This is a genomic window from Pandoraea sp. XJJ-1 (assembly GCF_026802345.1).
Taxonomy (GTDB): domain Bacteria; phylum Pseudomonadota; class Gammaproteobacteria; order Burkholderiales; family Burkholderiaceae; genus Pandoraea; species Pandoraea cepalis.
In genome coordinates, this window is the sequence record NZ_CP113827.1 from 776,749 (window position 1) to 789,170 (window position 12,422).

Annotated in this window: 11 protein-coding genes; 6 read left to right on the forward strand and 5 right to left on the reverse strand. The window is 57.7% G+C overall.

Features of this window, described 5'->3' with window-relative positions:
• Positions 1 to 286: 286 nt before the first annotated feature.
• Positions 287 to 1,759 (reverse strand): hypothetical protein, encoded by a 1,473-nt coding sequence (locus tag OYT13_RS03490; protein ID WP_268567253.1) that lies wholly within the window; start codon positions 1,757 to 1,759, stop codon positions 287 to 289.
• 757 nt (positions 1,760 to 2,516) lie between these two features.
• Here OYT13_RS03490 and OYT13_RS03495 point away from each other — a divergent pair.
• The 3 genes from OYT13_RS03495 to OYT13_RS03505 all read left to right on the forward strand — a co-directional run bounded on the left by OYT13_RS03495 (position 2,517) and on the right by OYT13_RS03505 (position 5,847).
• The gene (locus OYT13_RS03495) at positions 2,517 to 3,026 is read left to right on the forward strand and encodes a hypothetical protein (protein WP_268567254.1); all 510 of its coding nucleotides are present in this window, start codon (positions 2,517 to 2,519) and stop codon (positions 3,024 to 3,026) included.
• Positions 3,027 to 3,625: 599 nt separating this feature from the next.
• Positions 3,626 to 4,402 (forward strand): hypothetical protein, encoded by a 777-nt coding sequence (locus OYT13_RS03500; protein ID WP_268567255.1) that lies wholly within the window; start codon positions 3,626 to 3,628, stop codon positions 4,400 to 4,402.
• A gap of 455 nt (positions 4,403 to 4,857) precedes the next feature.
• Positions 4,858 to 5,847 carry an IS481 family transposase gene (locus tag OYT13_RS03505; protein WP_268567844.1) on the forward strand — a complete coding sequence of 330 codons (990 nt, stop codon included), beginning with the start codon at positions 4,858 to 4,860 and terminating at the stop codon, positions 5,845 to 5,847.
• Between the two features lie 90 nt (positions 5,848 to 5,937).
• Here OYT13_RS03505 and OYT13_RS03510 read toward each other — a convergent pair whose 3' ends face one another.
• On the reverse strand, positions 5,938 to 6,534 hold the full coding sequence (locus OYT13_RS03510) for a hypothetical protein (protein ID WP_268567256.1): 597 nt from the start codon (positions 6,532 to 6,534) through the stop codon (positions 5,938 to 5,940).
• A gap of 362 nt (positions 6,535 to 6,896) precedes the next feature.
• Between OYT13_RS03510 and OYT13_RS03515 the strand changes: the two genes are divergently transcribed.
• Complete coding sequence (locus OYT13_RS03515) at positions 6,897 to 7,325, forward strand: GFA family protein (protein WP_268567257.1); 429 nt, start codon at positions 6,897 to 6,899, stop codon at positions 7,323 to 7,325.
• A gap of 77 nt (positions 7,326 to 7,402) precedes the next feature.
• On the opposite strand, the gene OYT13_RS03520 is transcribed toward OYT13_RS03515, so the two are convergent.
• Positions 7,403 to 9,115, reverse strand: coding sequence for a SulP family inorganic anion transporter (locus tag OYT13_RS03520; RefSeq protein WP_268567258.1), 1,713 nt, complete (start codon positions 9,113 to 9,115; stop codon positions 7,403 to 7,405).
• A gap of 279 nt (positions 9,116 to 9,394) precedes the next feature.
• On the opposite strand from OYT13_RS03520, the gene OYT13_RS03525 reads away from it, so the two are divergent.
• Together OYT13_RS03525 and OYT13_RS03530 are read left to right on the forward strand one after the other, a co-directional pair.
• Positions 9,395 to 10,006, forward strand: a complete 612-nt coding sequence (locus OYT13_RS03525) for a TetR/AcrR family transcriptional regulator (RefSeq protein ID WP_268567259.1) — start codon at positions 9,395 to 9,397, stop codon at positions 10,004 to 10,006.
• A 176-nt stretch (positions 10,007 to 10,182) separates the two neighbouring features.
• The gene (locus OYT13_RS03530) at positions 10,183 to 11,073 is read left to right on the forward strand and encodes an alpha/beta fold hydrolase (RefSeq protein WP_268567260.1); all 891 of its coding nucleotides are present in this window, start codon (positions 10,183 to 10,185) and stop codon (positions 11,071 to 11,073) included.
• Positions 11,074 to 11,190: 117 nt separating this feature from the next.
• Here OYT13_RS03530 and OYT13_RS03535 read toward each other — a convergent pair whose 3' ends face one another.
• Both OYT13_RS03535 and OYT13_RS03540 read right to left on the reverse strand, forming a co-directional pair.
• A complete protein-coding gene (locus OYT13_RS03535) occupies positions 11,191 to 11,709 on the reverse strand; it encodes an SRPBCC family protein (protein WP_017235522.1) in 519 nt (172 codons plus the stop codon).
• Positions 11,699 to 12,043, reverse strand: a complete 345-nt coding sequence (locus OYT13_RS03540) for an ArsR/SmtB family transcription factor (protein ID WP_017235523.1) — start codon at positions 12,041 to 12,043, stop codon at positions 11,699 to 11,701. Before OYT13_RS03540 ends, OYT13_RS03535 begins: the two co-directional genes overlap by 11 nt.
• Positions 12,044 to 12,422 lie beyond the last annotated feature (379 nt).

The window sequence follows — 12,422 nt, forward strand, 5'->3', positions numbered from 1 at the left end:
GTTGTCAGTCCGTCGGCGGTTTTCGACCCACTGCGGCCGGTCGGCCCGGCGTGACAATTTGGATGGCTTTCAAGGTACAACGGACGTTCGCGAAGTCGCATTGGAAGACGGGAGTTCGGCCTTTCCTGACGTTCGGGCTCACCTATTGTGAGAACGCTTCAGATCGTTTTCCAGCCGTTCGGCCGTCCACTGTCGCGAATGTCTCGCTTAGCGTCAGCGCGGGAGCGTACTCTCGATCCAAATCGGCTGGCCGGCCATCTTTCTCTTAACATTGCCTCGTATGTTCTCAATGCGCAGCTTTGACGGATACCTCCAGCGCCCAAGCTGCAATGACGATTGATACTAGCGTGAGCACGATAACCACCTGCTGGATGTGCAGGTTGCTGATTGTTTGCGAAATATTACTGGTCGTTGACAGAACAGACTGAAGCAAATTTGCGTCGCGTAAGGTCCGCCGCGCGTCTGCTATCTGGGACCTACGTAACGCATCAGCTAAGTAGTGAGGTTTTTCGTTACCGTCTTTTACGTACATCTCCAAGGTGTCGTAACGATACGAAAAAGGATCGCCCGCGAACTCCTCTATTTCCTGCGCTGTTATTGCTGCGTCAAATAGGCGATGGCGAACCAAACTGCGCAGCGTTTTCAAGTCCCTGAGCGCGTGGTATTTGCCATTACCTGCCGCCTTGTCGCGTAAGGCTGACAACTCCGCACTGTAGCCATCCAGGACTCGACTCAGTGCCCAACGGGTGAGAACCCCTCGGACAGTCTCGTGTGCGCGATGAGCTATCGTCCAATTTGAGGTAGGGTCGTTGTATCCGGGACTGGCAGGGAACGCATCAGACCGACGACAAATGAACGTCAGGCGTGCCTTGCTGTAATCTGAATCCTCTGAGATATTGAGGGCCGCCCCCGGCCATTGGCGTGAAATCCAGCGGTCGTTCAGCCATCGAAGCGAAAGTCCGTCGAATGCCCGTACCGGGTAAAAATCATCTGTCGCTGGTGCAATTTTTTCCGTGACTAGAAGCACGGCAGTGGGTAAATCCCCGCCACCGATGCCCGATGCGAACACTCCCGGCAAATTGCCCGTAATCCAGTTTGCGCACGTATGCTCCAATCGTGCCAGTTCGTTCTGTACTGAATCTCGCCGTTGACTATCAGGTTTATGGATCGTCCTAGCAAATCTGGTCCGCTTTCCGAAGAAGATGTGCGCCCAAACATCACGGACCCGCAGTAGCCGACTTGTCGACGTGTAAGTACTATAGATTTTCCGCAGCGGGCCATCTAGCGATTTAGCTTCTTCCTCGCTAAAGAAAAAACCCATTACTAGCGCAGTAATGCTTGGAGAGAGAGAGATGAGCACGGGATGCGCGGCATCGACACCAGGTGGCAAACTCGTAGTACGTTCACTCATTGGGTGCGGCTTCCGCACGTCTGATACCAAGCCGAGGCTGGTCCAACTTTGGGTGCGTCCTTGCCGCGTTTTCTCAGTCCATTGGACTAAGCTGTCTTCACGGATGCGCCCTCGTTCCCAGCCCAGTTTTCGTAGGCCTTCCGTTAGCCGCGCTACCTGCGAGGGAGTATACAACTCGACCGCCCAGACAGCAGGAATTTGAACGCCTTCGTCGTCTGCAAGTCGTCCGCGGTCGTTTTCTGCAGCGTCGCTGTCCCGATAGCTGTCGTCTCTTCCGGCGCGCACAAATTCTCGGTAGTGTCCCAGCCGCCGCAAGATGCCCCATTTGCTGTTGGTCAATTTGTACATTCTTATTTCGCCCCGACCATTGCTTTGATGTTTGATGTGGTCAACAACTGGTCACGATACCACGCCCCCCCGTAGCACTAGCCTTCAACACGCAGCCCCTCAAATCCGCATTGAGATCGCAAGTGCTCATTCACTCGCAACGACAACCAGCATTCGAGCTAACGTTGACGCGAACGGCAGCAATGCGCCCATGAGCCGCCTCACCGTGACCGGCACTCCGACGGCCGCTCAAGCCGAGGACGTGACGTACTTCATCGGTGGTCGAAGGGCCGTTGGCGGAGCGAAGTAGTCGCACGAACGTCCAAACGGTGGTCGCTCCGAATGGCTCTTCCTAGCCGATTGCAGTCGCTCACTGGAAAAGCGACTTTGCAGGCCGCTGCATGTCGGTAAATATCAAACACTTACATACCAAACCACCCAAACGACCACCTTTCAACAGATGCTCCGGCGTCCGCTTTCGACTGTGGATTCACTCGGTCAACGGTTGTTGCTGCACTTTGGCAATCCTCGCGGTAAATGAATGGTCGTTCTGGGTAAGTCACTTTACGTTTGGTCGCGCGAAATTGATCCACCTCTTACAATGCCATACACGGATTGCTCCCAGGTAAGCAGTAAAGAATGAAGGGGAAATCAATTGCTGAGACTTGCGCCGGCCTCTCGATCGGGAGTAGCGACGGAGAATATCAAGGCGGATTTATCGCAACCTCAATTGGCTGGGATAGGCGCCGTCACGCTCGCTTGGAACGGGGTCGAGTTCATGCTCGACGTCTCGCTGTATAGCGGCGAAGATCTTTCTGCCGACTGCCTACTAGACGATCTCCCGCGTAGGCGACTTGACGAGAAGATCAAACAACTCCGAAAGGCGGCACTGCGCTGGCAGCTGCGATCCGACTGCCTTGACGCAATAGAAAGTACGGCGGCCGCATTTAGCCAGCTGAAGGAGTTACGTAACGCGGTTGTACATTCTCGACTTTTTAACAGCCAGACGGGCATTGGTCACAGAGTCACAGCCAGAGGCGAGATATTCGAAGTCTTGCTGACAACAGAGGCGCTTCACTGGCTGTATGAACAGCTAGTGTTTCTTCGTTCTGAACTTCGAGCGTTGCTCGCGATCTTCGACCTCGTTCGAACGACTGCCGCCGCCGAACGGTCAGGAATGGTTGCTGTTGGACGGATCGACCCTTCGCGGGAAGTATTGAGCTGGCTTTCAGAGGTGGACCGATGCCGCCGTGGCCGGCAGCACCTCGGAACCGCGCCGGAATTTTGACCTAGCGCTTGGTGGACCGAAAGGAGCGCAGGTATGTTGCCCCGGCGGCGCTTGCTCGCTGCGCGCAACGCCGCCAAACGACCCGATCCGGTCTTTGTTAGAAGTCGGCTCCGACAGCGGCTCCTGAAGCTACAGAGGACGCTCTCGTCACGGTGGCGCCCGCCAGTTGAGACACCCGTTTGTGGAGTGACGGGGTTCCAATGTGCCGCCGTTCAACATCAAGGTGTAGTCTGCGCCTCGTCGACGCGCGTTCGTACACTTCACGCCCTCGCCGCGCGTGAGCGCTTCAAATCTGCGAACAGATCTCGCTGCCGGCTGAGCTGGCTCATTGACCGCGCAGTGTAATAGGCTCAGATCGCCGACCGGCGGAAAGGCCGCGAAGCGAGGCGTAGCGGTTAAAATGCAGCCTGGCAGGTTTCCGGTGGAAAGTCGCAGCCAGCAACGCCAAACGTTATCGATTGTCTTGGGGGCCGCTTCGCCCAACATTTACGCTGAAATGGGACGCGTACTTGAACGCCGTTGAGAAAGAACAGGCCATCACCGATCACCTGAGACCGCAATGCCAAACGACTCATCAAAACCATCAAGGCCGAACGCGCATGAGTAATAGCCTTCCTTCCATTTCCGACCGCGATAGGGTCCACTGTTTCGAGCAGGCGCAAGCAGAAGTGAATAGCTTGGACTTTAAAGGGAAAAGAGCCGGAGACACCGAGGTATACCGCCAGTACCAAAGGCGGAACTCTTTTGGTCTCGATCCAAACATGAGGATCTATCGGATTTTTCAGGCGCACTATTACCAGAAGGATGTAACCGATGGTTGCTTGACGATGCCGTGCGCGACAGCTAATGTCTGGGACGACCCACTTGAGAATCCATTGGCCTCGGTCACAGTGACCGATCCGCTCACGGGAGTGCCTGTCCACCTCGGGTCAACGGTCAGCGGTTTCCATGCGCTTTGTTGGACGCAGCGGGCGCTACCTACCGCTGAGGATTGGGCCAGCTTTTCTCACGGGGTACCTGCCATAAGGATCGGCACCACTGTTGGCAAGCTCCTCGATCGCGTGATGTCTATGAGCGATTCCGCCTATATGCATCGATCCTGGCTCGTCGATGTTGACTATATGGAGCCGCACCTCATCCAGCAGATGAAAACGCCCGATGAAGTGCTTGGTCGAATGAACTCCACAGGCTCGATGTTGGCGCTGAGCGCCGCCGTCGTTCGCACGGATTTCAGCGTCGAAAACGAAGTGCGCTTCCTATTCGACAACGGCGTCAATCCCGTGTGGAACGCCGTCACAACGAGTTCATCCGCCGACTTGGTTCGTCTCCCGTTCGACTGGAACGGGTTCGTGGACGAGACTATTTGCTACCCATGAGGACTCTGCACGGCCTTCAATCGGCACTAAGGCCGCAGCAATTCCGGTTGCATGGCCTCTCGACCATCCCTAGGTTTAAAGGCAGTAATCCGACGCCGAATTCAAAAGTCTTTGCAGCCTTCCTTCGCAACAGATGGGGTGCAGCGGGCATGCCCCTACTATCCAGACCTGCGCCGCAACGTCTGAAGTTGGCCCATCTCGGGCCGCTCAGCGCTTCACGACGAGCGTCTCTTCATGGCCGACTTCGGCCGTTAGGGAGCGTCGGTTCTCGACCTGGAACGGTCTTTCTGGCATACACAAAGTCGACGACAGCTTTCGTTCCGAAGCTGCTGCCTGAGCGTCGCAGTCACTAATTGTCGCGTCCCGTGTGATCATGTACCCATTCGAAGCTGGCCGCTGTACAGAGCAAGGGACGTGATGCGCGGCGTGGTGGAGTCCTTCAAAGGGGAGCGAATATTGTGAGTGAAGTCCACGCCAGAGCCCGCACCACACCGCGCACGAGGACAGAGATCCGGGACTCGACGGCGCCGCTGAATCAGTTGGCGACTCGGTACAACATCAGCCGAGCCACAGCGGCCAAGTGGAAGGGGCGCGAGACGCCAGAAGACTTGTCGCATCGCCCGCACAAGCTCAGCACGACATTGACGCCCGCACAGGAGGCGATTGCGGTGGAGTTGCGCTGCACATTGCTGCTGCCGCTGGATGACCTGGTGGCGGTGGTCCGTGAGTTCGTCAACCCGAGGGCAACGCGCTCGGGATTGGATCGCTGCCTGCGTCGTCATGGCGTGGCCAATCTGCGCGAGCTTCAGCGCCAAGCGAGCCAGGCTGAGGGAGAGGCCGAGGCGCCGCGCAGCAAGACCTTCAAGGACTACGAGCCGGGCTTTTTGCACATGGACATCAAGTACTTGCCGCAGATGCCAGATGAGACCGAGCGGCGTTACCTGTTCGTCGCCATCGACCGGGCCACGCGCTGGGTGTTCATGCACATCTATGCCGACCAGAGCGAAGCCAGCAGCGTGAATTTTCTGGAGCGACTGCGCGAGGCGGCGCCGATGAAGATCACCAAACTGCTCACCGACAACGGCAGCCAATTCACCGACCGTTTCACCAGCAAAAAGCGCGAGCCATCGGGAGCCCACAAGTTCGACGTACGCTGCAAGGCGCTGGGCATCGAGCATCGCTTGTGCCCGCCCCGGCACCCGCAGACCAACGGCATGGTCGAGCGCTTCAACGGCCGCATCAGCGAGGTGGTGAACCAAACCCGATTCGGCTCGGCCGCCGAGTTGGAGGCCACGCTCACCAGCTACGTCAAGGCGTACAACCATCACATTCCGCAGCGCGCTCTCCATCACCTCTCACCCGTCCAGGCGCTCAAAAAATGGCAGGCAAAAAAACCGGATTTGTTCGTGAAACGGGTTTACAACCAGCCGGGACTTGACAACTAATTACATTCGGTCGACCCGCTGCGCCTGCACCGACGTGGTACAACTGACATCCACTTGACTCATCGATCCCCGACTTTTTTAGGAAGCGAGTTACTTCGACTCAATATCCGGCCAGTTCCCTTCATTGACCACGAGGGCGCTTTGCATCGATACGTCCGAATGAAGCGCGGTACGCTGATTGTAGAAGACGATGTCAATACCCTCGAGCGTGTCAAGGGCAAGATGTTGATCTATCTGACGATAGTAGTTGACCTTATATTCCGCGAAACTGTCATCGAAATTGATGATCAGGAACGCGATGCGCCGCGCATTGCCGCCGATGTCATAGGTCTCCATCTGGCTTTTGGCCTTGCCTAGCGTGCTCATTAGCTTGTTGAGGAACTGTTCATTAAGCGAGTCCGATATGCAGCCACTCCGCCCTGTATTTCGCCGATTGGCTTCGTCCTCAGATATATTGATAGTCTTAGCTTCGCATAACACCTTCAGCATGTCGAGCGCACCCTCAAGATCGGGCGTTTCCTTTCCGCCTCGCGGCACGAACCGGACGTCGGAGCAGCCGAGATCAGTGAGATAGTTGTACGCTCGTGCCTGATTTAGAACATCGATTAACTGCTGCCATCCGCGTCCGTTAGTATCATGCAGCGTGAGGTAGGGGCGCGCCTCGCTCTTTAATGCACCCCATGACACCGGGTCGATCCTCTGGAATTCACGTTCACGGGCAAGCCAGACGGATCTCGCGTGTCTATCGCCGCAAAATCACGAAAGTACGCGCTTGAGGCCCGTGGCGGCTCGATAATATCTCGCAACTCAAATACCCTCGGCATAGATGCTCGGAACATGATCTGGGATCTCCGGTTTCGACGAGACCTCTAGTTTAAGCGGCCGAGTATGCCTGCCTACTGACCGTGCTGACGCCGTCACTGGCCAGCGCATGAGTGTTAGGAGGTCGGGCGCGACGAATGGCGCTTTATGGCCTGCAGGACACGGTCCGCCTTTCTCAAAGACAGCATTCGACTATATATACTTCCGCCTCACAACCCGGAGCCAATATGACCGAACCAAATTCCCTTCGGTGCCTGTGTGGCACCGTAAATATTCAGTTACATGGCCAACCGGAAGCAAGCGCGAACTGTCATTGCCAGTCCTGCCGGGATTTCTACGGAACTTCAATGTTGTCGGCAACTGCATGGCAACCCGAGCAAGTCGCGGTGGTCAGCGGTAGCCTCTCGAAATTTGCACACCCGACAAAGCAACTGTCGCGCGCGTTTTGCCCCCATTGCGGCGAAACAGTGTTTGGCACCAACCGCCTCGGCATGTTAGTCATTCCCAACAGCGTTGTTGCGCGGGCGGCGGGCGGTGAGTTGCCCGAACCAATGCGGGCGACGATGCATCTGTTCTATCGGCATAGGGTCATCGACGTGGATGACAAACTGCCGAAGTACCTCGATGGATGGGACGGACCGACTTACGTTGGTTAGTCAGGCTGAGTACGTCGACACACAAACGAGCGAAGGACTACTCCCGGTTGAATCCACAAACTTCTCCGCCGTTATCGTCAGCCCTTCTGGTCCGTTTCACCCGCAATCGACTGCACGCATTTATCGACGCTCAGCTCCCACAGTGCGCTACGCGGCAGCGTCTCGTCGGAGGCTCGTTCAAGCACCGCAAGCGCGCGCGGTTTGAGCCGCACCAGGAGCAGCCGCTGTCCACGCGACGTCAATTCGGCGGAGAAGATGCGCAGTGCTTCGATCACTGAACTATCGACATCGGGTGTTTCTTCGAGACTCAGCATTACCGTCTGCACCGGCGTCGACTGCCCCCGCAGCATTAAACGCACCTTACTGAGCACGCGTTCGGCATTGGCAAAGAAGAGGGGTACCTCTGGCCGCACGATCGTGATGCCGGGGATGGGGGTTGCATCCGTGTGTGCGGAGATGTCGACGAAATCGTGGCTATCTCTCAGGCGCCCGAGCACCGAGACCGCCGGCTCAGACAAGTTACGCAGTGTTAGCAGAAGGCTCACCCCAATGGCGACCAGCAAGCCGTGAAGTATGCCAAACACGAGCACAGCCAGCAGCGCCGCTATTACGACCAGTCTGTCACGTTGCCACGTCCAGTATGGTTTGAACACGTCCGGGTGCAGTGAGTGACTGACGGCATAAATGACGATCGCAGCAAGCACCGGTTCGGGCGTGCGAGACAACTGCGGTAACAGCATCAGGACGATCAGCGCAATGACCGCTGCGGCAAATATCCCCGCGAAGCGGGTCTGCGCGCCGGCGGCTTCGTTGGCGGAAGTCGCCGAGTAGCCTGCACCCACCGGCATCCCGTGCAGTAACCCGGAGACAAGATTTGCGCAGCCGAGCGCCATGAGGTCCCGGTTAGCCGACACGACATCGCCATGCTTTAGCGCGAAGCTGCGGATCGACCCGTACGATTCGGCATACAGAATCAGCATCAGCGCAAACGCGAGTTCCGCGGTTTGCAGCCACTGTGAGCGGTCGAACCGTGGCAGGCCGACCGTCATATCGTGAAAATCGATCACGCCAACGGTGCCAATGCCATGTGCATGCCAGTCGATCCGGTACCCCAACGCGATGCCGAGCACAATCACCGCCAGCGTCGCCGGCATGCGGGCACTTCGGCCCAGCCCGAAAAGGATGGCCAGCGCAGCCGCCCCCAGCGCCACGCTATAGAAATTCCAACTTGGCGCTTGATGCGCGAGATCGAAAGCGATTCGCAGCGTATCGGTGTAATGCGAGTGCACGCCGAGTATGGCCGGCAATTGCTTGATGGCAATCGTCAGCGCCAGGCCGAACGCAAATCCGCGCAAGACCGGCTTCGAGACAAAGTCCGACATAGCGCCCAAACGCGACGCGCCGGCCAGCAGAAAAAGAATGCCAGTCGCCGCAACGAGGGCGGCGGCGTAGGCGAGCTGCGCACCGATGCCCCCGTCGCCGGCCCCCACCGTGGCGGCAAGCACGGCTGCGGATGAGGATGTTCCCGATACGATCGCGAATCGGCTACTGCCCGTTAGCCCATAGACGACAAGCCCGGTGAGCAGCGCAATCAGGCCCGCCTGCGGTGGCAGTCCAGCGATACCCGCGTAGGCAATGGCCTCCGGCAGCAAGAGTCCTGCTATCGAAACGCCGGCCAGCACGTCACGCCCAATACGAACCCGTCGCGGGGGAGGTGGCTCGACTGAACTCGTATAGGTGGATGGCTTCTGAAGCTGTACGGCGGCGGCATGGCCGGTATCGATAGTCATATCGAGGGGCGTTATCGAATATACGGCGGTTGATAATCGTCAAGGCGTCACACGCTGACGAGCCATTATCGCCGGATTTGTTCGGAACGAGATTCCTCGAGTTCGTTACGGCACTCGCAAGTTGAGTTTGCCGGCGGCATGCGTCCGTTGTCCCGGCGAATTCAACGCGATAGGCGCTCCGCATGCCCATCCTGCCAGGCCTCGAGATAGCCTGTCTCCCGGCCGATTGACAACATGAGAAAGAGAATTTAGGATGTGATTGTTTCCTAAATAGGCGCGATGAAGATGATCCAGGCTGTTGCAAGCCGGCCCCGGGGGCGGCCGAGAGAATTCGACGAAGAGCGAGTGCTTAGTCGCGCCATTGCGCTATTCAGTGCTTCGGGATATTCGGCCACTGGAATTAGCGATCTCCAGCAGGCTACCGGCCTGACGGCCGGCAGCCTTTACAAGGCGTATCTGGACAAGGAAGGGATCTTTGCCAAAGCGCTCGAGCGTTATATCGCCCGGCGCGAGGCGGAGGTCAGCGCCATGATAAAAGGCGCGGAGAACGCACGCGCCAGCATCGCATCGCTGCTTGGCCTATATGCCCGGCTTAGCCAAGGAAAGGAGGGCAAACTCGGCTGTCTGCTGGTGGCGGGCATCGCCGAGCTGCCTCAATTCTCTCGGGTCGGCGATGCGTTGCGGGGCCAGCTTGCGCAGCGTCGAGATCTATTGGCCAGGCTGGTCGCTCAAGGCCAGGACGACGGCTCGATCACTACCGCAAGCGATCCCACGACCGTGGCAGATGTGTTGCTTGCGCTGTTGCAGGGCATGCGCGTGCTCGGAAAAGCCAGTGCATTCAGCGACGATGCGGACGCATTTGTTGCCCTTGCACTCAAAGTCCTGGAGTGACCATGAACCGCTAGATTTCTTGCGCTCGCGTCGGTCGGACTCACCTCCGGTCGCGGCTTACCGCGTAGCGAAGGCAGCACCGACCCTTCCATCTGTTCATACACCGGCAGCGTATGCGGCGTGGTCGCACTGACTGCGATGACCGTCGCGCTGCGCTATTCGAAAAGGACTCCGTCATGACACATGGCGTACTGCCGGCCACCCCCGCCGGTTTTGAACATCGATTTGCTACCGTGAATGGTCTGCGTTTCCACTATGTCGACGGTGGCGCGCAGGCAGAACGTACCGTCGTCCTCATCGCCGGCTTTCCCGAGAGTTGGTACGCGTGGCGTAAGGTCATGCCGTTGCTTGGCAACGACTTTCGTGTCGTCGCCATCGACTTGCCGGGCCAAGGCGATAGTGATCGACCGCTCGACGGCTATGACACGCAAACCGTCGCACAACGTGTGCACGACCTTGTGAATCATCTCGGCATCAAGCGATACAGTATCGCCGCGCACGACGTCGGCGCATGGGTTGCGTTTCCATACGCGCACCTATTCAGCGAGGAAGTCGAGGCGCTGGCGCTAATGGATGCGGGCATTCCAGGCATCACCCTGCCGGACATGCTGCCGTCGTCTTCCAATCTGTCGTGGAAGACCTGGCATTTCTCCTTTCACGCGGTCCCGGACCTTCCGGAGATTCTTCTTGCCGGTCGGGAAAGAGCCTATCTCGAGTGGTTCTTCTGGAGCAAGGCGGCCAATCCGGCATGTTACGGCGAGGACGAAATTGCCGAGTATCTGAGGACCTACTGCGCGCCTGGCGGAATGCGCGCGGGGCTCGCATTCTATCGCGCCGCGGCGCTTTCGGTCGAACAGAACCGTGCGCTGTCTCACGACCGGAAGCTCAAGATGCCGGTACTCGGCCTCAGTGCAGACCAGGGGTCGATCCCGGATATGTCGGCTGCACTCCGCCCATTCGCAGATGAGGTGTGCGGGGAGACCATCGTGAATTGCGGACACTTTCAGCCAGAGGAACAGCCTGAGGCCGTAGCGCACGCCTTGGCGAGGTTTTTTGCTTCAGTTTGAATGACGGATGATCTGCCGCTCGTCGGCAATGGGTGGCGTTGATCGCCATGTCGACGTCTGGCCAAGCGCGGAAAGTGATGGATTTCTCCGCTGCTGGCCAGGGGCTTGCGGTAGTCCTTATGCACGCGCTTCTGACGGTACGATGGTGAGCAGCAGCTCGTCGAGTCGTTCGAGAGTGGCAGCCAGACCGTCTTTCAATCCCATCTCGATAGCTTTTTGCACATCTGCCGGCGAGTTGTAGAGCACAACGGTGGTCACAAGGGTCCGTTCCTTCGCATCGGCGAAAGCGACGTCCCAGCGTGCCCTCGGCAGGCTCGGATTCACGACGCCCGATTCATCACAAAAACCGTCGAGCGCTACGTAGCCATCGATCGGATTGATTGCCTGGTAGTCCAGACGGTTCCAGAATGATTCCCCGTCAGGCGTCGTCATGGCGTAGTGCCAATAGCCGCCTTCCTTGAACTCCATGTGCTTTGTTCGGGTGGTGAGCGGCTTGGGCGCGAACCATTGATCGAGCAATTCGCGCTTTGTATGGCAATCCCACACCAGTTGGCGTCCTGCTGCGAATTCCCGCTTCACCGTGATGCTGTTTTTTTCCATATCGACGACGAAATCAAATCGAAGGTCAGCTTTCATTGTCTTGCCCTTGGAGTTTTTCCAACAGGTTGTCGAGGTTGTCGTACCTGCTTGCCCAGATCGCGCGCTGCTCGGCAAACCACCGTTCGGCGGCCGCCAGATTCTGGCGATCGAGCATGCACGTGCGAGTTCTGCCGGTCTTGCTCGAGTGAATCAACCCGGTGTCTTCCAGTACCCGCACATGCTTCATGAACGACGGCAGAGCCATGTCGAAGGGTTCTGCCAACTCGCTCACCGTCGCGGGCCCCACGCCGAGCCGTTGAATAACTGCCCTGCGCGTAGGGTCCGCCAGTGCGTGAAAGACCGAGTTCAGCGCAATTCCATAGTTATCCATTCGGCTAACTATACGCGAGCTTATCGGGAGGTGCAATAGCAAGTCTTGGGGGCATGTTGGGCGCGTGTTCGCGGTGTCGGACGAACTTGCCTACGATGCTTAGGTCGTTGGCTGCTGTCTTTTGGGGAAAGCTGGCGCATATTCGCTGACGTCATGACGCGGCTCGCGCATGAAGCCCCGTTGATACGGAAACGATAAGCGCATGCCAAGTCACGCGACTGCACCGATGCCAACCGATTGAAACAAGCAAGCGATCAAAACGCATCGTCGAATGGCCGATGGCAGACGCAAAGTCGCCGTTTGGCTTATTGCTGATAGAAGCCACGTCCGATGATCGCCTTCTGGCTGAATTCGGTCCTACGTGATTGACCAGTTGAGT

Excerpts from the sequence above, each read along its gene's own strand:
- OYT13_RS03525 (WP_268567259.1), top strand. The coding sequence starts at position 9,395 with ATGAAGATGATCCAGGCTGTTGCAAGCCGGCCCCGGGGGCGGCCGAGA.
- OYT13_RS03540 (WP_017235523.1), bottom strand. The coding sequence starts at position 12,043 with ATGGATAACTATGGAATTGCGCTGAACTCGGTCTTTCACGCACTGGCG.
- OYT13_RS03520 (WP_268567258.1), bottom strand. The coding sequence starts at position 9,115 with ATGACTATCGATACCGGCCATGCCGCCGCCGTACAGCTTCAGAAGCCA.
- OYT13_RS03535 (WP_017235522.1), bottom strand. The coding sequence starts at position 11,709 with ATGAAAGCTGACCTTCGATTTGATTTCGTCGTCGATATGGAAAAAAAC.
- OYT13_RS03500 (WP_268567255.1), top strand. The coding sequence starts at position 3,626 with ATGAGTAATAGCCTTCCTTCCATTTCCGACCGCGATAGGGTCCACTGT.
- OYT13_RS03515 (WP_268567257.1), top strand. The coding sequence starts at position 6,897 with ATGACCGAACCAAATTCCCTTCGGTGCCTGTGTGGCACCGTAAATATT.
- OYT13_RS03530 (WP_268567260.1), top strand. The coding sequence starts at position 10,183 with ATGACACATGGCGTACTGCCGGCCACCCCCGCCGGTTTTGAACATCGA.
- OYT13_RS03490 (WP_268567253.1), bottom strand. The coding sequence starts at position 1,759 with ATGTACAAATTGACCAACAGCAAATGGGGCATCTTGCGGCGGCTGGGA.
- OYT13_RS03495 (WP_268567254.1), top strand. The coding sequence starts at position 2,517 with ATGCTCGACGTCTCGCTGTATAGCGGCGAAGATCTTTCTGCCGACTGC.